Below are 19895 nucleotides of genomic sequence, written 5' to 3' on the forward strand. Positions count from 1 at the left end.
TCCGCAGGTCAGAGATCTACGGAAGACGAACGCTCCGGTTGGCGTACGTCCACGCCGAGGTGTTCGCCGACACGGTTGACGAGCAGTGTCATCTCGTAGGCGACCTGGCCGATGTCGGCTTCCGCGGCGCTGAGGACACACAGACAGCTGCCCGAGCCCGCCGCGGTGACGAAAAGTACCGCGTCGTCGAACTCGATCATCGTCTGGCGCACCTGACCGGTGCCGAAGTACCGACCTGAGCCCTTCGCCAGGCTGTGCAGGCCCGACGAGACCGCCGCGAGGTGCTCGGCGTCCTCACGTCGAAGTCCCGTGCTCGCGCCGGTCACCAGCCCGTCGTTGGACAACACCAACGCGTGCCGTACGTGTTCGACGCGCTCGGTCAGATCGTCGAGCAGCCAGCCGAGCCCCGTGTTCTGCGCCATGCTCCATCTCCCCGTGATTCTTTTCCCCCTGGCTGGAGGATCCGACCAGCCAGCCTTCCCCACGGCCGCCCTCCGGGCAAGGAGGATGGGCGCATGGCACAGAAGATGACCGATGAGCAATGGCGGGCCTTCGTCTCGCAGGGCACCCGCACCGGAAAGCTGTCGACCGTCCGCGCCGACGGAAGTCCGCACGTGGCGCCGATCTGGTTTCTGCTGGACGGCGACCACGTGCTCTTCAACACCGCGAAGGACACTGTGAAGGGTCGGAATCTGGCCCGCGACGGGCGAGTCGCCCTCTGCGTGGACGACGACCAGCCGCCGTTCGAGTTCGTGGTTCTGGAGGGTCGTGCCGAGTTGTCGGAGGATCTGGACGAGCTGCGTCACTGGGCAGCTCGGATCGGCGCACGCTACATGGGCGAGGATCGGGCCGAGGAGTTCGGGAAGCGCAACGGCGTCCCGGGTGAACTCCTCGTCCGCGTGCGTATCGAGAAGGTCGTGGCTTGGGCCTCGGTGTCGGACTAGGTCTCTCCTTCGGAGGCCTCGGTCCGATGTTTCCGTGGCCTCAGCCGACGGAGTCGAGCAGCCGGGCGGTGTGCACCCGCCCGGCGTACTCCACGAGCCGGATGAGTACCTCCTTCCCGGAGTCGCGGTCCCTGGCGTCGCAGAGCACCACGGGCGTGCCGCGGTCGAGGTCGAGGGCGCGGGACACGTCCTGGGCGCCGTAGGCGCGGGCGCCCGTGAAGCAGTTGACGGCCACCACGAACGGGATGTGCCGGTGCTCGAAGTAGTCCACCGCGGGGAAGCAGTCCTCGAGCCTGCGGGTGTCCGCGAGGACGACGGCCCCCAGCGCGCCCTGCGACAGCTCGTCCCACAGGAACCAGAACCGGTCCTGGCCCGGCGTGCCGAAGAGGTAGAGGGAGAGGCCGGACCGGATGGTGATGCGTCCGAAGTCCATGGCGACGGTCGTCGTGACCTTGCGGTCCACGCCGTCGGTGTCGTCCACCGACTGACCCGCCTCGCTGAGCAGTTCCTCGGTGCGCAGCGGCCTGATCTCGCTGACCGCGCCCACCAGGGTGGTCTTGCCCACGCCGAACCCGCCGGCGACCAGTATCTTCAACGCCAGGGCGGTCGTTTCGTCGGCCGAGGCGTCGGAGTTCTCGGAGACCATCGATCACTTCTCTCGGGAGTGGCGGCAGCGGTCGGCGTCGGTCGCACGGTGCCGGGTATGCGTCGGTGCATGTGTGAGCGTGTGTGGAATCGCGTCGTTCATCTGGGTGTGCGGAGTCGCGTGGTTCACCTGGATGTGTGGAGTCGCGTCGTTCATCTAGAGCGCCCTCAGTCCCTCGATCACCTCGCGGAGGATCCGCTCGTCGGGCAGTTGTGCGGGCGGCACCGGGCGGCTGATGGTGACGCAGCCCAGTTCCAGCAGGTCGCCGAGCAGCACTCTGACCACGCCCACCGGCAGATCCGCGCCCGCGGCGAGTTCGGCCACGGACTGCGTCTCCGTGCGGCACAGGTCGATGAGGGCTCGGTGTTCCGGCCCGAGCAGGGAGTCCTCGTCGACTCCGGGTGCACCCTTGTCGAGGGTGACCAGGGCGATCAGATCGAAGCGCACTCCGGTGGGGCCCGGCTTGGTGCGGCCGCCCGTCATCGCGTAGGGACGGACGAGCGGTCCCGCATCGCTGTCGTACCACTGGCTGCCCGCGAGGTCCTCGGTCATCTGCTCGGCCCGCCCTCGGTCATCCGACGGCGGGCGGCTGCGCGGCGACCCGCGGCGGCGTGTAGAGGTGCTCGCCGACGCGCTTGACCAGCCGCGCCATCTCATAGGCCACCAGACCGATGTCGGCCGTGACCGCGGTGAGGACGGCGAGGCACGAGCCGTCGCCCGCTGCCGCGACGAACAGGAAGCCGTCGTCCATCTCCACCATCGTCTGGCGTACGCCCCCGGCGCCGAAGTGGCGACCCGCGCCCTTGGCCAGACTGTGAAAGCCCGAGGCGACAGCGGCCAGGTGTTCCGCGTCCTCGCGCCTGAGGCCGGTGGAGGAACCCACCGCCAGTCCGTCGTTCGACAGCACCACCGCATGCCGCACTTCGGTGACGCGCAGCACCAAGTCGTCCAGCAGCCAGTCGAGTTCGCCGGATCGCTGGGCTGCCCTCATGCTCGGGTCCTGGATCACGCGGGGTCTCCTTCACTGCTGTCGCTGCCCGCATCGGGGTCTGAGGTGGCGCCGCGACCGGATGTTCTGCCGCCGCCGCGCGCCCAGCCGTCGCGGTAGGCCGCCATCCGGTCCCGTACGAGTTCGGGGGTGCGCGTGTCGTCGTGCTGATGGGCCGCCACTTGGGTCGGCTCCTCGGTTCGCTGTGCGCGCAGTTGGGGCGCGAGGCTCGCCTGCCGTACGCGCCGTGGGAGGTCGTCGGACCCCTCGGAGTCGTCCGGAGGGCGGTGCAGCCGCAAAGTGGTGACTCCAGGTGGTGTCGTTTCCGGCGAGCCGTTCACAGGGGTTTCGGACGAGACGTTCACGGGGGCTTCCGGCGAGCCGTGCGCTGGGGGTTCGACAGCGGTCTGCACGAGGGGCACGAGTGCGGGCCGCTCGATGGGCGCCTGGACGGAGTCGTGCTCCGGGGCGGCCGACACACGAGCGTACTCGCGTTCGTCGGGCCTTTCGTTGTCTGTCTTGCGCGGGGAACGTTCCGTCGCGCCTGCGTGCAGCAGCGCGGTCGGCAACAGGACGACGGCGGTGGTGCCCCCGTAGGGCGAGGTGCGCAGGTGCACCTTGATGCCGTGCCGGGCCGCGAGCCTGCTGACCACGAAGAGACCGAGCCGATCGCTGTCGAACAGGTCGAGCGCCTCGGACTGTTCGATGCGCCGATTCGCCTCGTCGAGTGTCTCCTTGCCCATGCCGAGCCCTCGGTCCTCGACCTCCACGGCGTAGCCGTTGCCGACCGGTTCGCCGGTGATGCGGACGCGGGTGTGCGGCGGGGAGAACTGGGCGGCGTTCTCGACGATCTCCGCCAGGAGGTGGGTGAGGTCGGCCACGGCGGCGCCCCCCACCGCTGCCTCGGGCAGCTGTCGTACCTCCACGCGCGCGTAGTCCTCGACTTCGGACACGGCCGCGCGGACCACGTTCGTCAGCGAGACCGGCATGCGCCAGGCCCGTCCGGGTGCGGCGCCGGAAAGGATGATCAGGCTCTCCGCGTGGCGCCGCATCCGGGTGGTGAGGTGGTCGAGCCGGAAGAGGTCACTCAGTTCGTTCGGGTCCTCGGACCTGCGCTCCATGCTGTCCAGCAGGCTCAGTTGGCGGTGCACGAGGACCTGGCTGCGCCGGGCGAGATTGACGAAGACCCCCGAGATCCCGCTGGCCAGTTCCGCGCGTTCGACGGCGGCGCGCAGGGCGGCCCGGTGCACGGTGCCCAGGGCCTCCGCGACCTGTCCGGTCTCGTCCTCCGAGGGAGGTCCAGGCGGAGCCTCCGCGCGGACGTCGATCTCCTCCCCCGCGCGCAGCTTGCGCATCGCCTCGGGCAGCTTGCGTCGAGCGATCTCGAGGGCGCTGTTGCGCAGGAGCACCAGCTCGACGACAAGGCCGCGTCCGATGCGTACGGAGATCACGAGCGAGGCGGCGACGGCGGCGAGGCCGAACACGACAGCGGCGCCGGCGGGTGTCAGCAGACCGCGGGTCAAGGGGTCGGCCCGGTCCGCGACACCCCGGCCCGCCTTCGCCTCGATGGCGCGCATGGCGTCCTGCACGCGCGCGTGGGCGGTGTTCCAGTCGGCTTCCGGCGCGGCGTCGACGGCGTTTCCGCCGGGCCTCGACGCGAGCACCTTGTCCTCGACGGCTCGTACGTCGGCGTACGCGCTCCCCGTCACGAGGTCGCGCCAGGAGGCCTGTTCGGGTCCACGCAGATCCGCGACGGCGGCGTCGGTCAGGGCGCGGCGGGTGGCGACCGCCCCGGTGAACTGCCGCAGTCGCTCACCGTCCAGGGTGTGGGCGAGCCGGGCACCGGACAGCACGGTGTCCTCCTGGGCCAACGCCTCGCCGGCTCGGGAGAATTCGAGGAGTACGCGCGCGTCGGAGCCCAGGTCGGCGTCCTGGATGCCGGTGAGGGCGCCCCCGACCGCGAAGGCCGCCGAAATGGTCCTGGTGTACTGCCCGTACGCCTCGTCCCATCCGGTACGGCGCTCCAGCACGGCGGTGCGCAGGGGCCCCAGGCTCTCGGCCCCGTTGACGAAGGCGTCGAGCCGTCCGGCCACTCCGGCGGGCAGGTCGGCGCCGTCGGCGACGGTGTTGTGGTCGCCCAGTCGCAGCTTCGCCACCGCGCGGTCGGTGCGTTCCGCCAGCGTCTTGAGATCGCTCTGTGGCTCGGAGGTCGGGTCGGTCGCATGGCGGACGGCGGCCGCGCGTTCGGCCTGGAGCGCGGCGACGGCGTCGTCGACCGGGGCTCGGACGGTGGAGTCCACACGCTGCAACTGCCGCAGCCGCGCGACGTCCTGGGCGGTACTCACCGTGGCGTACGCCCACAGGGCGAGCAGCGAGACGACCGGCACCATGAGCAGGCAGACGATCTTGGCCCGCACTGTACGAGGACGTAGGCGCCATCGTCCCGCGCGCGCGGATGCCTCCGGCGACGACTCTGTGGCGTCCTCGTCGGGGTCGGTGTACTCGTCGGCGGGCGGTCCCGCGTGGGCGCGGCGGCCGCGCTGCGGGGGTGGGGCCGACGGCTCGGCGCCGGCTGCAGGGGTCCTACGGGGTGTACGCATGGCCTCCTCGCTCGGAGTGGTTCGGGGCGTGTCGTCCGAGCCGTCGTGGCTCGGGCCCGCCCCTAGCGGGCGACGCTCTCGACCGGCCGCTGGGCCGATGCGGATGCCTCGCGCTCGCGGGCCGTCGGGGACAGCGCGACGAATGCCGAGGTCAGGAAGAGATAGGACCCGAGGCCGACGGCGAGGGGGAAGATGAACTGCATCGCCGTGGCCCCGGGAAGGGCCTCCCCGGAGGGGCTGACATGCACCCTCACCGCCATCATTCCGGTGTAGTGCATGCTGCTCACCGCCCCGCCCATGACGAGGGAGGCGACGGCGACCGCGACGGGCGACCTGATGTTGAGTGCCGCCCACAGGGCCGCGGTGGCCGCGACCACGGCGATCACGACGGAGAGCCCGACGAGCACCGGGTCGTAGCGCACGGCGCCGTGCAGCCGCAGCGCCGCCATGCCCAGGTAGTGCATGCTCGCGACGCCGAGTCCGGTGGTGAGCCCGCCCAGGACGAGCGCACGGCCCCGGTCGCGGCCGTAGCCGACGGCGAAGACGCCCGCGCCGACGACGACCATCGCGACGAGCAGACTGAGGATGGTCAGCGGCACGTTGTAGCGGATTTCCGTACCGCTGACACTGAAGCCGAGCATCGCCACGAAGTGCATCGTCCAGATGCCGGTGCCGATCGCGGAGGCCGCGGTGAGCAGCCAGTTGCGGCGCGAGCGCCCGGTGGCGCCGAGCGCCCGGACCGTGCAGCGCAGCCCCAGGGCGGCGCCTATACAGGCCATCACGTACGACAGCACGGGGGTCAGCCAGCCGAAGGCGGCGTGGTCCAGGTGTCCCATGGCCCAGGGACGCTAGTCCGGTCAGGGGCGCACAAAGGGAGCGCATTTCGAAAGGTGTTGAAATATGACAGAGACAGGTACGTGACCGATCACGTGACGCTCGAACGTGTGCACAGCGTCGCACTTCGTGTCGGTGAGAGATCATGCGGAACATGAGCGACGACCACACACACGTCCAGGAGTTCTTCACGGCGCGCGCGGCCGACTGGGACGCGCGCTTCCCCGACGACGGGCCGGCCTATGCGGCGGCGATCGGCGAACTCGGGCTGCGCGAGGGGGACCGCGTACTCGACGCGGGCTGCGGTACCGGGCGGGCGCTGCCGCCGCTGCGCGCGGCCGTGGGGCCCTCCGGAGTGGTCGTCGCGGCCGATCTGACCCCGGCCATGCTGGCGGCCGCGGTACGGGCCGGACGGCACCGCGACGGGCAGTTGCTGCTCGCCGACGTGGCTGCGCTGCCGCTGCGCACGGAGTCGCTGGACGCCGTCCTCGGGGCGGGGCTGATCGCGCATCTGCCCAACCCCGCCGAGAATCTCCGGGAGTTGGCGCGGGTGGTGCGGCCCGGCGGCACGCTGGCGCTGTTCCATCCGATCGGCCGGGCCGCGCTCGCCGCGCGCCAGGGACGCCGGATCACACCGGACGACCTGAGGGCGGAGGCCAATCTCCGCCCTCTGCTGGCCGCTTCCGGCTGGGACATGACCTCGTACGTCGACGAGGACGCCCGCTTCCTGGCGCTGGCCACACGGCGGGGCTGAGGTCTCAGACCATTCCGGCGACCTCGGCCACGAAGGCGTCGGGGTTGTCGAACATGACGTTGTGCCCCGCACCGGGAACGCTCACCACCCGGACCCCGGCGGCCTCCAGCCCCTCCCTGTTCGCCAGTTCACCGCTCAGTGCCCCCTGAAGGTAGACACGGTCCGCCGTCACGTCTTCGAGCAGGTGGCGCATCGTGGGGACCGTGCCGCGCGCAAGGCCGATCGCGGTGCGGTGCAGCGCACGCGGGTCGGCGAGCCGCATGGTCGCCGCCCAGGAGGGGCCGACTTTGTCGAGCACGCGCGCGTGACCACCGTTTTCGACGTACTCCTCCTCCGTGTACGAGGCGATGCCGCTACTGCCCGCCTTGACCGGTGGATACGGGTCGAGGTTCGCCTCCACGAGGACCAGCCTGGACACGAGCTCGGGACGCCGATGGGCGAGCACGATGGCCACCGCGCCGCCCATGCTGTGCGCGACCAGCTCCGCCGCCGTGACACCGGCCTCGTCCAGGGCAGCCGCCAGCGCGTCCGCGTGGTCCTCCAGCGTGTAGCCGAAGTCCGCGGGCCGATCACTGATGCCGTGACCGGGCAGATCGACGAACAGGGTCCGGCGCCCTGCCAGTTCGGGCCGGGCCGCGATGTGGGCGTTGTAGACCGTCGAGGCCGACCCCAGTCCGTGTACGTACACCCGGGCCGGTTCAGCGCCCGTCGCCTCCGTCCAGCGGATGCAGCTTCCCTTGCCGTCGAACTCGGCCTGCCTCATCGCTCTCCCTCAGGTCTGCGTCATCGTTTCTCGTGCTCCAGGAGGATACCTCGGATTCGATGTATAGAGGAAGCGATGTACCAAGGTAGTGATGTACACCGCTGGTGCGGCAGAATGCGGAGCATGCTTGAGCTGGCCATCCTCGGTTTTCTGTACGACGCCCCGCTGCACGGCTACGAGCTGCGCAAGCGCATCACCGCGCTGACCGGCCATGTGAAGCCCGTCGCGGAGAGCACGCTCTACCCCGCGATCAAGCGGCTGGAGAAGGCGGGGTCGCTGGCGCGGGCGACGCAGCCCGGCTCCGTGGCTGCCCCTCGTCACGTCCTGACGCTCACCGAGGAGGGGAGAAGCGAGTTGCGCCGCCGGCTCGCGGACCCCGTGCAGCGCGACATCACCGACGAGAACCGCTGGTTCACGGTGCTCGCCTTCCTCAGGCACCTGGCCGACCCCGCGGCGCAGGCCGCGGTACTGCGCCGCAGGCTCGCCTTCCTGGAGGAGCCCGCGAGCTTCTTCTACGAAGGCGACCGGCCGTTGCGCGCCGAAGAGCTCGACGACCCCTTCCGGCAGGGCATTCTCACCATCGCCCGGGCCACGAGCCGGGCCGAACTCACCTGGCTGCGGGCCACGATCGACTCACTCGAAGGGAACGTTCGCGACGCTTCACCGGACCGTCCCTCTTCTGCCGCCGGGCCTTCAACTCTACGTTGAGGAGAATTAACACAGCCCTATCACCTGCGTAAACATGCAGGATGCCCCCTCCATGGCTACTGAAGTTGAATATGTGATGTCGGTCAGCCATGTGTGATCAGGGGGCGTCTTGGTTCCAGCTGCGACTCGGTCCATGACTGCGCCGTCTACGTCGAGCCCAACGTCTGGGTCCGCACTACCTCTGACGGGTCAGCATCCTCGGTCGTAGATCGCCCGCAGCCACGGCTCCCTGACGGCGGGCATCCGCGCGAGCGTGTACCGGAACGCCTCCCTGGACGGCTGGAACGGGTACCACGGGTGCGGCGGCAGCGGGTCGTCCCGCTCCACGCCTGCCGGCAGCCCGCCGACCATCGGCAGCCGAGTCCGGTGTAGCGGGAACGCGAGTTCGGCCCAGAGCGCGGCATCCATAGGTACCGGCACTGCCCCGGCACGCGGCTGCCACGTGCCTCCGGTCTGCGGATGGACCGGCACCAGCACCAGGTCAGCGGCCGGGTCGCCGAACCCCGGCCCCGCCAGGTCCAGCCGCTTCGCGGCTTCCCCGGCGGGCAGCAGCGCGCCGAGTGCCCGGCCGAGGAGCTCCGCGACCGGCCCGGGCGCCACCTCGACCGGCGCGCCCCCGGCGGCCACCACCACCTGGGCGAGGGTCACGCCCGCCGGGATGTCCCGGTACTCGCTCAGCCGTTGCCACAGCGCGCCGGTGGCCAGCAGCTCCGCCCAATCCATGACTGGCCGCTCCGGCGGGCAGGGCAGCCGGACCACCGCCTGCGGGACGAGCCGGACGACCTGCCAGCACCCGCAGTCGTCCATCCTCGTTCCAATCGGCAGATCGCAGCCCAGGCAGGCGAGGTTCGGCCCCTCTCTCCCGTCGATTCCCATGCAGTAGCCCCCGGTCCGCTCGATGATCAGCCCAGTGCCACGCATGTCGCCGGGCGCGAGGAGGACGGTGTCCGACGGTCCGTCGGACAGCGCACCGAACGGCGCGAAGCGCCCCCGCTCCGCCGCCTCGCGCGCCCCGACCTCGTCCCACTGGCGCCACGGCGGCCCGTACGGCGCGGGGTCGACGGCGTAGGACCCGGCCTCCAGCAGTGGCGGGTGCAGCGTCTCCCAGTGGGTGTCGGCCAGGTGGATCGGCAACGCCACCTCCGACACCGCCGCCGTCAGGACCGCACCGCACCCCGCACACCCGAACACCGCCAAGCTGTCCCCTCCCGCCGTCGAAGCCCCTGCATCCCACCAAGCAGGCGGACCGGGGAGCAAGGGGTTTTCAGACGACGCCAGACGCCCCACCGAAAGGCAGAGCGGGCCTCGACGTCCCCGTCACAGCCTCAGGAAGCCGGAAGCCGCGCCGGACTGAGCCGCTGGACGTGATTCGTACCGCTGGTCAGCCGGCCACGATTAGGCCTGTGCTGACGAGACAGCCATCGACCAGGTCCGGGCGGTACTGGATCTGCTTGAGTCGACGCTTCACGACCCGCGTGATCTGGCCCAGGTCGGCTGCGGCGAGGTTGGCGATGTCGCGCTTGACCGGCGCCCAGATGCCCTCCTGCGGGTTCAGGTCCGGGTGCGTAGGCGGGCAACTGGAACACACTGAGCCAGGCGGCGTTCGCGTCGATGAACTCCCGCAGCGGCTTGGTGAGGCGAAGACGGACGTTGTCCCAGACCAACACGACCGAGCCGCCGAGCTGGATGCGCGCGCGGACGAGCAGGTCACGGAAGTCCCGCCAGCCGAAGCCCTTCGGCTCGTCCTTGCGGCCCCGATACTCGCGGACGGCGTAGATCAGCCGGGACCTCTCACCGGGCCTGTAGCAGGTCATGCCCGCAATCGACACTCGTCCGGAGCCCCGGCCGCGAACCCGGACAACCGGGGCCCGGCCGACCCGGCCCCAAGTTCTGGCACGCGGCGGCGTCATCGACTGGCCGGCTTCGTCCTCAAAGACGATCCAGCCGTTGCATGCCGCCGCGGTGCTCCTACCCGCGGCCAGACGTCCCTCTTCCACAGCTCCACGGCCGCGTCATCGCGTTCGATGGCTCGGCGGATCGGCTGTTGCCACAACCTGCCGTGCCGCTTCAGCAGCCGCCATGTGCCCTCCACCGTGTAGCTCACGTGGAACAAACGGCCGATCAGCGTCTTCACCCGTGCCAGCGTCCACCTCTGGTCGACCCAACCATGGACCAGCGGACCGCGTTCCAACTCCCATTCGAGTCTCGCGATCTGCTTCTCGCCGAGCCTCAGTCGCCCCGGCGAGCCCTTCGACAGGACCCCGGCCTCGCCGCGCTCGCGCCACTGGCGGCGCCACCGCTCCACCGATCGCTCGCTGAGCCGCAGCGCAGTAGCGATCTCCCAGTTCTTCTCCCGGCCCTCAAAGCGTTCCACGGCCTGCAACCGGATTCGCTCCCGCGCGGCCCTCTCTGCATCAGTCAACCCACCACCTCTCGCGTATCTCACGCCCAACGGCTACCGAAGCCGTGGTGCCGCTGTCAGGCAAACGGCTCCGACATCACTCAATCAAGTTCAGCAGCAGCCAGCGCAGCGGCCACCTCGTCCTCACTCGCCCGTGACGGCAGGGATCCGGGCGGCCAGCACGTTGGGGTCATTGTCGGTGGAGTAGGCGCCACTGGCGACGTAGGCCGTGGTGCCGCGCACGGCGAGAGATGTCGGGTTCTCCAGCCCGTCAGCGGCGGTCAGCACGATGGTGTGACTGCCGTCCGGCCTGACCAGGGCGACCTCGTTGTCCGCGTTGATCGCGGCCAGCAAGGTGTCGTCGCGGCCGGTGAACGCGAAGTCGTCGATGTTGACGAGGTCGGTGGCGCGGGTCTCCACCGGACCGGCGCCGCCCCGGCAGGTGATCGGGATGCGCAGCACGGTGCCCTTGTCCAGGTTGGACACCCAGGCCGCACCATTGTGGATCTTGATGCCGTTGGCTCCCAGGAACCCGTGGGGTGCCAGCTCGGGTGCGGTGGCCCACTTGGTTGCGGTGCCCCCGGCGGTGGACACACGCCAGACAGTGCCAAGGACCGAGTCGGCGATGTACAGAAGACCACTGCGCTGGTCGAGGGCGAGGCCGTTGGGCAGGCTGTCGGCCGGGAGCGCGGCGATGCGCTGCGGAGTGCCGCCCGGCCGCAGGCGCCACAGGCCGGTCAGGTCGCTGCTGCCGGTGGCGTAGAGGAAGTACAGCGTGCCGTCGTGCGCGCGGACGATCCCGCCGAGAAACGGTGAGGACAGGGCGGGGGTGGCGGCGCCGGCCGGGGGCTCGGGCAAGGCGGCGAGGACGCGCACTGCGCCATCCGGGCTTATGCGGGCGACCTGACGGCTGAAGGCGAAGGTGACGTCGGCGCCACCGCCGGGTTCCAGGGCGATGTTCTCCGGGCGCTGCCCGTCCGCCTTGTTCAGATGCGCTACGAAGTGCACGTCCGGTCCGAGGGCGGCGGCCGGGACCGCGGCGGCCATGGCCAGGGTCGCCGCCAGTGCCGTGACCAGGCGCCCGGTGTACTGCTTGCTCGTGATTCCCGATATTTTCGACATTCTCGACATGGGTTCTTGCTTCTTCCTTCTGGCACGAAATTTCTGGTGGGAGATTTCTGGTGGGGAAAGGACTTCCCCTGCTGGGAGCTCGAAAGGGAAATTCAGCTGACGAATCGTTGCCGCAGTTCGCCTATGCCTTCGATGGAGCTGACCAACTCGTCCCCTGCGGACAGCCAGCGCTGCGGGCTGCGGCCGAGGCCGACGCCTGCCGGGGTGCCGGTGAAGATGACGTCGCCGGGAAGCAGCGGAAGCACCGTGGACAGCTTGGCGACGAGGGTGGACACCGGGAAGATGAGCTGCCGGGTCCGGCCGCGCTGCATCTCCTCGCCGTTGACGGCGCAGGTCAGCTCCAGGTCGTCGGGGTCGTCGAACTCGTCCGGAGTCACCAGGCAGGGACCTGTCGGAGCGAACCCCGGATAGGACTTGCCGAGGCTGAACTGGGGTGCCGGGAGGTCCATCTGGACGATGCGCTCCGAGATGTCCTGACCGGCCGTCAGGCCCGCCACGTGACTCCAGGCGTCGGCCTCGGACACCTGGTACGCCCTCCGCCCGACGACCACGACCAGTTCCACCTCCCAGTCGGTGTGACCGCCCTTCGGCAGCGCCACCTCCGTGACCGGTCCGGTGAGGCTGGTCGCGAACTTGGTGAAGACCGGTGGCATGCCCTCGGGTGTGGTGAACCCCGCCTCGGTGACGTGCTCGCGGTAGTTCAGACCGATGGCGAGGAGTTGCTGCGGCTGCGGTGCCGGTGCACCGAGGTCCGCCGGGTCGCAGGGGACCCCGCCGCCGAGGTCGGCCCGATCGGCCCATGCGCGGAATTCCGTCCAACGGGAGTAGACCGCCTGCGGGTCGGAGGAGAAGAGGCCGGCACTGGCTTTCTGGACGTCGACCGCCAGGTTGGCGGTGACGACTACGAGGCGGCCGGCGAGGTTGGCGATACGCAAGGTGTGCTCCCTGTGCGAGGGGGTGGGCCGCTGTCAGGCGGATGCGGTGGGGCGGGTGGCGCGTTCCAGTGCGAGCAGCACGGACTGGTACGGGCGGCCCGTGACGTGCTCCATGCCGATCTCGCACGTGCGGTTGGCCGACAGATAGGCGTCGAACGCGCCCTCGTCGACCTCCGCGGCCTCGTGCGCGGTAGCCGCTTCGGGCAGCTCCTTGTGCAGCAGACCCCGGTCCCCGGCGAACCCGCAGCACTCCGCACAGACAGGCACGTGGACGTCCTGTGCGATGAACCGGGCGACGGCGCTGAGCTGTTCGACGTCGCCGAGGTGCCGCATCGAGCAGGTGGGGTGTAGTACCGCGCTGTCGATCCGGTCCGTCACCGTCAGGCGCGGCAGCAGTTCGGTGGCGGCCCACTCGATCGAGTCCACAATGGTGAGGGCCCGGTGCTTCTGTTCGTTCTCGGGGGTCAGATACGGGCCGATCTCGTGCCCGATGCCCAGCGTGCAGGACGAGGCGTCGACGATGAGCGGCAGACGTCCCCCGTCGGTCCACTGCCATGCCCGCTCGACGATGCGGTTCGCCATGACCGTGTTGCCTTCGTCGTATCCCTTGGAATGCCAGATGGTCGCGCAGCACGACCCGGCCATGTCCTGAGGTATCCAGACCGGCCGCCCGGCCCTGCGGGAGACTTCGACGACCGCCTCGGGCAGGGACGGGCCCTTCCCGCCGTCAGGTCCCGCGAAGATCCGGTTGACGCAGGCGACGTAGTAGACGGCGCGGGCGGTCCTCCGGTCCGTGTCGGGCAGGCGTGGACGGGCGGGGGACGGTATGCCGGAGATCCATTCCGGCACCAGGTCGGGTGAGATCGCTTTGCGTGCCGCAGAGGTGACGCGACCCAGGACACGGTCGCTGACGTGGTCCGCAACGCCTAGAGCCACCCGCACCGACGACTCGGCGAGGGAGAACCGCCGCGCGACACGGGCCGCGTTCCGCTCCTCCCGCTCGGAGTGCCGCTGGTGCCGGAACCTCTTCATCATGGCGCCGGTGTCGATGCCCACCGGGCAGGCGATCTTGCAGGTCGAGTCGCCGGCACAGGTGTCGACCGCGTCGTAGCCGTAGGACTCCAGGAGGCTGTTCATGGCGGGGGAATCGACGGCCTGACGCATCATCTCCCGCCGCAGCACGATCCGTTGGCGAGGAGTGGTGGTGAGGTCCCGGCTCGGGCAGACGGGCTCGCAGAACCCGCACTCGATACAGGAATCGGCGACCGCCTCGATGGTGGGGATGGTCTTCAGGCCCTGCAGGTGAGCTCGGGGATCACGGTTGAGCACCACGTCCGGGGCGAGGACCCCCGCGGGGTCGAGGGTCTCCTTGACCCGCCACATCAACTCGACGGCGTGCGCGCCCCATTCGAGGTCGAGGAACGGCGTCATGTTACGGCCGGTGGCATGCTCTGCCTTGAGTGAGCCGTCGAAGCGGCGGACCACCATGGTGCAGAACTCATCCATGAAAGCCGCGTACCGCTGGACGTCCTCCGGGCGCGCGGCGTCGAAGGCGAGCAGGAAGTGCAGGTTGCCGTGCGCCGTGTGACCCGCGACCGCCGCATCGAAGCCATGCCGGCGCTGCAGTTCGGACAGGGCCTCGCAGGCTTCCGCCAACCGCGAGGGCGGCACCGCGAAGTCCTCGGTGATCAGCGTCGAACCGGCAGGCCTTGCCTTGCCCACCGCCGTCATGAACGCCTCACGGGCGTGCCAGTACGTTCTGATCGTGCCCGGGTCCTCGATGAAACGGTTGCTGACGGACGCCACCGGGGCCACCAGCGTCAGCTTTTCAAGAACACCGGCGGCGGCCTGCCGGTTGGCCTGGTGAGCCGATTCGTCCGGGGCGCGGAACTCCACCAGCAGAGCGGCGGTCTCCCGGGGCAGGTCGGCCCAGTCCGCGGGAACGCCATCGACGCTCGCGCAGGCGCGGAGGATGTTTCCGTCCATCAGCTCGACGGCTCGGGCCCCGGCGCCGTTGAACAGCGGTACCGCCGCCGCGGCAGCCGCGAGGTCGGGGAAGAACAGCAGCGCCGTGTGGGTGAGACGGTCCAGGGAGACCGTCCTGAACACTGTCTCGGCGATGAAGCCCAGAGTGCCCTGGGAGCCGACCATCAGCCCGCGCAGGATCTCCACCGGGGTGGATCCGTCCAGGAAGGCGTCGAGACGGTAGCCGTTGGTGTTCTTCAGCTCGTACTTGGCGCGGATCCGGGCGACGAGCACGTTGTCCGACTCGATCTCGGATTTCAGCGCCAGCAGGCCCTCGCACAGTTCGGGCTCGGCTTTCCGCAGCATTGCGTCGGCGTCCGGAGCCGCGGTGTCGACGACGGTGCCCGACGGCAGAACGACAGTGGCGGAGGAGAGCAGACGGTAGGAGTTGCGGGTGACGCCGGCGGTCATGCCCGAGGCGTTGTTGGCGACGACCCCTCCGACGGTGCACGCACTGGAACTGGCCGGGTCGGGGCCCATCAGCCGGCCGTACCGGGACAGCGTGATATTGGCGCGTCCCACGGTCGTGCCGGGTTTGATCCGCGCCCGGGCACCCTCGTCGAGCACCTCGACGCCGGTCCAGTGGCGGCGCACGTCGACCAGGATGTCCTTGCCCTGCGCCTGACCGTTCAGCGAGGTTCCGGCCGCCCGGAAGACGATCTCACGCCGGTGCTCATGCGCGTACCGCAGGACCGTGGCCACGTCCTCGACGTTCTCGGCGATCACGCCCACCTGGGGCACGAAACGGTAGGGGCTGGCGTCCGAGGCGTACTTCACCAGGTCGGAGAGCGAGTGCAGCACCTTCCGGGAACCCAGCAGCCGAACCAGGTCCTCCCGCAATGCCCCGGGTGTGCCCGAGGCTCTGTCTTCCGGCACCCGGTCGGCGGCCGGGCCCAGGGTTCTCGGCGGTCGCAGCTTTTCCGGATCCGGCTCGAGCAGTGCCATGCAACTCTCCATGTTTCCCGGCGGACGGGTGCCGGTGCGGGCGAGAAGGAGGCCGGGCTCCCCAGCCTCCTTCTCCGGCCGCGGAGCAGTCCGCGGCCGGAGCGACGGATCAGTGGGAGGTGCTCCGGACGGCTTCCTCGATCAGGTCGGCGACGCGCCCGGGGTGGGCGAGCATCACCAGGTGCGAGGAGTCGACCTCGACGGTGGTCATACCGGCCCGCTGGTAGCCGAAGCGCTCCACTTCGGGGTTGATGGTGCGGTCGGACGAGGAGACCAGGCCCCAGGAAGGCTTGGTCTTCCAGGCCGCGTCCGGGGCCTCCTCGCCGAAGGCCTGTGCGGCCAGCGGACGCTGGGACACGGCGAGGACGGCGGCGAGATCGGGGTCCACGTCAGCGGCGAAGATGGACGGGAACTTGTCGATCTGGACCGAGACATCGGTGCCGGGAGTGGTGGAGCCCTCGATCGGGAACGGCGTGTAAACCAGCGCGGAGGCGAGGTCGGAGTCCGGGAAGCGGCCCTGCAGTTCCCCCAGGCTCTCGCCCTTCTCCAGGGCGTAGCCGGCGAGGTAGACCAGCGCCTTGACGTTGTCCTCCACACCGGCGACGGTGATGACGGCGCCGCCGTAGGAGTGCCCCACCAGGACGACCGGGCCGGGTATCTGCCGGACGATGGAGGCGGTGTAGGCGGCGTCCCCGATCAGGCTGCGGTTGGGCACGGCCGGGGCCACCACGTCCAGACCGCGGGCCATCAGTTCGGGGATGACACGGGCATAGCTGGACGCGTCGGCGAAGGCGCCGTGGACCAGGACGACGGTCGGGTTGTCGGAACCGGACATGAGTAACTCTCCTTTCGTTGGTGTGTGTTCGGCTGATGCGGGGCCGGTCGGCGGATGGGGGCCGGTCCGGAATTCAGGGCGAGGACTTGTGCCTCGGTCGGCCGCTGGGGTCAGCCGCTCCAACCCGCCAGGAAGTCGAGGAGCTCGGCGTTGACGACGTCGGGACGTTCTTCCTGGCAGAGGTGTCCGCACTGGGGAATGGCCACACCGCGGACGTCGCTGGCCATCCCCTTCCAGACGTCCAGGACGTCGTAGGCCTGTCCGACGGCGCTGAAAACCTTCCCCCAGATGGTCAGCACCGGGCAGTCGATGAGTTGGTCGGCGTCCTCGCTGTCCTGGGCGACGTCCTGGGCCGCCGCACGGTAGTCCATGCAGGATCCGCGCACCGCCCCAGGCTGCTGGTAAGCGCGCACGTAGACCGCGATCTCCTCAGGCGTGAGCATGTCGGGGTTGTACGACCAGCTGCGGTAGAAGTGGGTCAGCCAGATCTCCTCGCGCCCGGCGATCAACGCCTCAGGCAGGTCGGGCACACCGAGGAAGGTGAAGAACCAGTAGCCCTGCCGGGCGAGCGTCACGTCGCATGTGTCCGCGACGATCCGGGTGGGGATGTTGTCCATGGTCACGAACCGGTCGATCCGGTCGCGATGGTCCTTGGCGAACCTGGTGCCGACACGGGCCCCGCGGTCGTGGCCGATCAGCGCGATCCGCTCATGCCCCAGGTGGTCCATCAACGCGACGAGATCGTTGGCCATGGTCCGCTTGTCATAGCCGGACGCGGGCTTGTCCGTGTCGCCGTAGTCCCGAAGGTCCGGTGCGATCACGGTGAACTGCCCGGCCAGTACGGGAATCTGTTTCCGCCAGCCGTACCAGGTCTCGGGGAAGCCGTGGAGCAGGTAGACCGGCGGCCCCTGCCCCGCGCTGACCCAGTGCTGCCTGATTCCGTTGAGTTCGGCGGTGTGGTGGGTGATGCCTGTCAGTTCCGTCGTGGGTACTCGCTCGTGAAGTCGAAGGGGACGGGCGGAGCGCAGGGGGCGGCCCTGCCGTCACCCCAGGCCGCAGAGGCGGCGGATCCCTGCATTCGAACCTAGGACCCAGTCGCGGTGCGGCTTGTCCGGGAGCGCACGGGCCAAGGTCCGCGAAGGAACCCGGCGACGGGAGAGCCGGGACGAGTGCGCTGTCGGGCACCGAGCCGTGCTCTGGCGGACAAGCCGCCGGAGCGGCGCCTCCTCGCCTGACTGGGGACTCAGGACAGAGCGCTTCGAGGAGAGTCATGCCCAAGCAGACCGTTGCCGAGCAGTACGTCGACCTCCTGGCCCGCGCCGGGGTGCGCCGGATGTACGGCGTCGTCGGCGACAGCCTGAACCCGGTCGTCGACGCGGTCAGGCGGCACGACGCCCTCGAATGGATCCAGGTCCGGCACGAGGAGGTCGCCGCCTTCGCCGCCGGCGCAGAGGCACAGCTCACCGGCCGGCTGGCCGCGTGCGCGGGATCCTGCGGCCCGGGCAATCTGCACCTGGTCAACGGCCTGTTCGACGCACACCGTTCGATGGCACCGGTGCTGGCGCTGGCCGCGCAGATCCCCAGCAGCGAGATCGGCACCGGGTACTTCCAGGAGACGCATCCGGACCGGTTGTTCGAAGAGTGCAGTCACTACTCGGAACTGGTTTCCTCGCGCCATCAGATGCCCCGCGTGGTGCAGACTGCGATCCAGCACGCGGTCGGCAGGCGAGGCGTGTCGGTCGTGGCCATGCCCGGAGACATCGCCGCCCAGGAGTCCCCGGACAACGTCGCCGAACTGGCGATTCCGCTGGACCGGCCCGCCGTCCGTCCCGGCAACGAGGAACTGGCGCGTCTGGTCCAGCTCGTGGACGCCGCCGAGAAGGTGACGGTCTTCTGCGGCCGGGGCGTCGAGGGCGCCCATGCGGAGGTGATGGCCTTCGCCGAGAAGGTCAAGGCCCCGGTGGGCCACGCGCTGCGCGGCAAGGAGCACATCCAGTACGACAACCCGTACGACGTCGGGATGTCCGGCCTCCTGGGATACGGCGCCGCCTACCAGGCGATGCACGAGTGCGACCTGCTGCTGCTCCTGGGAACCGACTTCCCCTACACGGAGTTCCTGCCCCGCGACGTGCGGACCGTCCAGATCGACATCCAGCCCGAACGGCTGGGCCGACGAACACAGTTGGACCTCGCGGTGTGGGGGGACGTCCGCGAGACACTCAAGTGCCTAACCCCGGAGGTCCGGGAGAAGCCGTCCCGCCGGTTCCTCGACCGCATGCTGGACCGGCACCTGCACGCGCTCGAAGGCGCGGTGGGCGCCTACACGCACAACGTCGAGAACTACATCCCGATCCACCCCGAGTACGTGGCGTCCGCGCTGGACGAGGAGGCCGCCGACGACGCGGTGTTCACCGTGGACACCGGCATGTGCTGCGTCTGGGCCGCCCGGTACCTGACGCCGAACGGACGCCGCCGTATCCTCGGTTCCTTCGTCCACGGCTCGATGGCCAACGCACTGCCCCAGGCCATCGGCGCGCAGTTCCTCGACCGCGGCCGACAGGTGGTCTCCCTCTCGGGCGACGGCGGGTTCTCCATGCTGATGGGCGACTTCCTGACCCTCGTCCAGTACGGCCTGCCGGTGAAGGTGGTCGTCTTCAACAACTCGTCCCTGGGCATGGTCGACCTGGAGATGATGGTCGACGGTCTCCCTCCGTACGGCACCGGGTACCCGCACACCGACTACGCGGCCATCGCCACCGCCGCCGGCGCACGCGGCATCCGGGTCGACAAGCCCGGGGACGTGCGCGGCGCCCTGCGCGAGGCCTTCGCTCACGAAGGGCCGGCACTGGTCGATGTGGTCACGGACCCCAACGCCCTTGCAGTACCCCCCAAGATCACCTCTGAACAGGTGACCGGCTTCGCCCTGTCCGCCAGCCGGACCGTCCTCAGCGGAGGAGTGGGGCGGATGATCCATCTGGCACGGACGAACCTGCGGAACATTCCGCGCCCCTGACCGACGAAGGCGTGTCCGGCAGGGGCAGCGGCAACCGTCCCGAGCCAGGGCACCAGCAGGAGGAGCTTGCGATGAGCAAGGACGAATCGAACTCGGATCCGCAGCACGGGCACGTCCGGAATCTGGCGGAGCGGCTGGCCAGGCATCACGAGCAGGTCGAAAGCCGACGCGAGGAAGAGGAGCTGGCCGACGCCATCGGCACGGCCGCCTTCGACCTGGGTTCCGACATCGGGCACCCGACGCCGACCGAGGGGCCGGTCGGCTATGACGTGGATCGTGACCTCGGCCTCGAGAAGGAGCCGCCGAATCTGCACGGCTAGGGCCTGTCCGGCGGATCAGGTCGCAGGAAACGGGCGGTTCCTCGTCGACGCTG

The 19895-nt window shown here is 69.8% G+C and carries 18 protein-coding genes and 1 pseudogene; 5 read left to right on the forward strand and 14 right to left on the reverse strand.

Features of this window, described 5'->3' with window-relative positions:
• Positions 1–8: 8 nt before the first annotated feature.
• On the reverse strand, positions 9–422 hold the full coding sequence (locus OG798_RS11460; RefSeq protein WP_067372598.1) for a roadblock/LC7 domain-containing protein: 414 nt from the start codon (positions 420–422) through the stop codon (positions 9–11).
• Between the two features lie 93 nt (positions 423–515).
• Between OG798_RS11460 and OG798_RS11465 the strand changes: the two genes are divergently transcribed.
• Entirely contained in the window at positions 516–944 is a 429-nt protein-coding gene (locus OG798_RS11465; protein WP_121416880.1) for a PPOX class F420-dependent oxidoreductase, read from the forward strand.
• Between the two features lie 40 nt (positions 945–984).
• Here OG798_RS11465 and OG798_RS11470 read toward each other — a convergent pair whose 3' ends face one another.
• The 5 genes from OG798_RS11470 to OG798_RS11490 all read right to left on the reverse strand — a co-directional run bounded on the left by OG798_RS11470 (position 985) and on the right by OG798_RS11490 (position 6014).
• Positions 985–1590 (reverse strand): GTP-binding protein, encoded by a 606-nt coding sequence (locus OG798_RS11470; protein ID WP_095856070.1) that lies wholly within the window; start codon positions 1588–1590, stop codon positions 985–987.
• Between the two features lie 156 nt (positions 1591–1746).
• On the reverse strand, positions 1747–2142 hold the full coding sequence (locus OG798_RS11475) for a DUF742 domain-containing protein (RefSeq protein WP_095856069.1): 396 nt from the start codon (positions 2140–2142) through the stop codon (positions 1747–1749).
• A gap of 19 nt (positions 2143–2161) precedes the next feature.
• Positions 2162–2599, reverse strand: a complete 438-nt coding sequence (locus OG798_RS11480; RefSeq protein ID WP_097226564.1) for a roadblock/LC7 domain-containing protein — start codon at positions 2597–2599, stop codon at positions 2162–2164.
• On the reverse strand, positions 2596–5178 hold the full coding sequence (locus tag OG798_RS11485) for a sensor histidine kinase (protein ID WP_267061109.1): 2583 nt from the start codon (positions 5176–5178) through the stop codon (positions 2596–2598). Before OG798_RS11485 ends, OG798_RS11480 begins: the two co-directional genes overlap by 4 nt.
• A gap of 62 nt (positions 5179–5240) precedes the next feature.
• Positions 5241–6014 (reverse strand): MHYT domain-containing protein, encoded by a 774-nt coding sequence (locus OG798_RS11490; protein ID WP_267061110.1) that lies wholly within the window; start codon positions 6012–6014, stop codon positions 5241–5243.
• 152 nt (positions 6015–6166) lie between these two features.
• Between OG798_RS11490 and OG798_RS11495 the strand changes: the two genes are divergently transcribed.
• Positions 6167–6766 (forward strand): class I SAM-dependent methyltransferase, encoded by a 600-nt coding sequence (locus OG798_RS11495; protein ID WP_095858249.1) that lies wholly within the window; start codon positions 6167–6169, stop codon positions 6764–6766.
• A 4-nt stretch (positions 6767–6770) separates the two neighbouring features.
• Here the strand turns inward: OG798_RS11495 and OG798_RS11500 are convergent, their stop codons facing one another.
• Complete coding sequence (locus OG798_RS11500; RefSeq protein ID WP_095856065.1) at positions 6771–7529, reverse strand: alpha/beta fold hydrolase; 759 nt, start codon at positions 7527–7529, stop codon at positions 6771–6773.
• A 123-nt stretch (positions 7530–7652) separates the two neighbouring features.
• Between OG798_RS11500 and OG798_RS11505 the strand changes: the two genes are divergently transcribed.
• On the forward strand, positions 7653–8237 hold the full coding sequence (locus OG798_RS11505; protein WP_121416878.1) for a PadR family transcriptional regulator: 585 nt from the start codon (positions 7653–7655) through the stop codon (positions 8235–8237).
• Between the two features lie 189 nt (positions 8238–8426).
• Here OG798_RS11505 and OG798_RS11510 read toward each other — a convergent pair whose 3' ends face one another.
• The 7 genes and pseudogenes from OG798_RS11510 to OG798_RS11550 form a co-directional block, all read right to left on the reverse strand.
• Positions 8427–9434 carry a hypothetical protein gene (locus tag OG798_RS11510; RefSeq protein WP_443053748.1) on the reverse strand — a complete coding sequence of 336 codons (1008 nt, stop codon included), beginning with the start codon at positions 9432–9434 and terminating at the stop codon, positions 8427–8429.
• A gap of 184 nt (positions 9435–9618) precedes the next feature.
• Positions 9619–10683: pseudogene (locus OG798_RS56535) on the reverse strand (IS630 family transposase).
• Between the two features lie 99 nt (positions 10684–10782).
• Positions 10783–11760 carry a hypothetical protein gene (locus tag OG798_RS11530; protein ID WP_328760016.1) on the reverse strand — a complete coding sequence of 326 codons (978 nt, stop codon included), beginning with the start codon at positions 11758–11760 and terminating at the stop codon, positions 10783–10785.
• Positions 11761–11861: 101 nt separating this feature from the next.
• Positions 11862–12704 (reverse strand): fumarylacetoacetate hydrolase family protein, encoded by an 843-nt coding sequence (locus OG798_RS11535; RefSeq protein WP_328756912.1) that lies wholly within the window; start codon positions 12702–12704, stop codon positions 11862–11864.
• Between the two features lie 33 nt (positions 12705–12737).
• Entirely contained in the window at positions 12738–15674 is a 2937-nt protein-coding gene (locus OG798_RS11540; protein ID WP_328756913.1) for an FAD-binding and (Fe-S)-binding domain-containing protein, read from the reverse strand.
• Between the two features lie 109 nt (positions 15675–15783).
• On the reverse strand, positions 15784–16509 hold the full coding sequence (locus OG798_RS11545) for an alpha/beta fold hydrolase (RefSeq protein ID WP_328756914.1): 726 nt from the start codon (positions 16507–16509) through the stop codon (positions 15784–15786).
• A 110-nt stretch (positions 16510–16619) separates the two neighbouring features.
• The gene (locus OG798_RS11550; protein WP_328760017.1) at positions 16620–17537 is read right to left on the reverse strand and encodes an alpha/beta fold hydrolase; all 918 of its coding nucleotides are present in this window, start codon (positions 17535–17537) and stop codon (positions 16620–16622) included.
• Positions 17538–17779: 242 nt separating this feature from the next.
• Between OG798_RS11550 and OG798_RS11555 the strand changes: the two genes are divergently transcribed.
• A complete protein-coding gene (locus OG798_RS11555) occupies positions 17780–19522 on the forward strand; it encodes a pyruvate dehydrogenase (RefSeq protein WP_328756915.1) in 1743 nt (580 codons plus the stop codon).
• A 71-nt stretch (positions 19523–19593) separates the two neighbouring features.
• The gene (locus tag OG798_RS11560) at positions 19594–19842 is read left to right on the forward strand and encodes a hypothetical protein (protein ID WP_328756916.1); all 249 of its coding nucleotides are present in this window, start codon (positions 19594–19596) and stop codon (positions 19840–19842) included.
• Positions 19843–19895 lie beyond the last annotated feature (53 nt).

The sequence above is a fragment of the Streptomyces sp. NBC_00271 genome, from assembly GCF_036178845.1.
Taxonomy (GTDB): domain Bacteria; phylum Actinomycetota; class Actinomycetes; order Streptomycetales; family Streptomycetaceae; genus Streptomyces.

Excerpts from the sequence above, each read along its gene's own strand:
- OG798_RS11460 (WP_067372598.1), bottom strand. The coding sequence starts at position 422 with ATGGCGCAGAACACGGGGCTCGGCTGGCTGCTCGACGATCTGACCGAG.
- OG798_RS11465 (WP_121416880.1), top strand. The coding sequence starts at position 516 with ATGGCACAGAAGATGACCGATGAGCAATGGCGGGCCTTCGTCTCGCAG.
- OG798_RS11470 (WP_095856070.1), bottom strand. The coding sequence starts at position 1,590 with ATGGTCTCCGAGAACTCCGACGCCTCGGCCGACGAAACGACCGCCCTG.
- OG798_RS11475 (WP_095856069.1), bottom strand. The coding sequence starts at position 2,142 with ATGACCGAGGACCTCGCGGGCAGCCAGTGGTACGACAGCGATGCGGGA.
- OG798_RS11485 (WP_267061109.1), bottom strand. The coding sequence starts at position 5,178 with ATGCGTACACCCCGTAGGACCCCTGCAGCCGGCGCCGAGCCGTCGGCC.
- OG798_RS11490 (WP_267061110.1), bottom strand. The coding sequence starts at position 6,014 with ATGGGACACCTGGACCACGCCGCCTTCGGCTGGCTGACCCCCGTGCTG.
- OG798_RS11495 (WP_095858249.1), top strand. The coding sequence starts at position 6,167 with ATGAGCGACGACCACACACACGTCCAGGAGTTCTTCACGGCGCGCGCG.
- OG798_RS11500 (WP_095856065.1), bottom strand. The coding sequence starts at position 7,529 with ATGAGGCAGGCCGAGTTCGACGGCAAGGGAAGCTGCATCCGCTGGACG.
- OG798_RS11505 (WP_121416878.1), top strand. The coding sequence starts at position 7,653 with ATGCTTGAGCTGGCCATCCTCGGTTTTCTGTACGACGCCCCGCTGCAC.
- OG798_RS11530 (WP_328760016.1), bottom strand. The coding sequence starts at position 11,760 with ATGTCGAAAATATCGGGAATCACGAGCAAGCAGTACACCGGGCGCCTG.
- OG798_RS11540 (WP_328756913.1), bottom strand. The coding sequence starts at position 15,674 with ATGGCACTGCTCGAGCCGGATCCGGAAAAGCTGCGACCGCCGAGAACC.
- OG798_RS11545 (WP_328756914.1), bottom strand. The coding sequence starts at position 16,509 with ATGTCCGGTTCCGACAACCCGACCGTCGTCCTGGTCCACGGCGCCTTC.
- OG798_RS11555 (WP_328756915.1), top strand. The coding sequence starts at position 17,780 with ATGCCCAAGCAGACCGTTGCCGAGCAGTACGTCGACCTCCTGGCCCGC.
- OG798_RS11560 (WP_328756916.1), top strand. The coding sequence starts at position 19,594 with ATGAGCAAGGACGAATCGAACTCGGATCCGCAGCACGGGCACGTCCGG.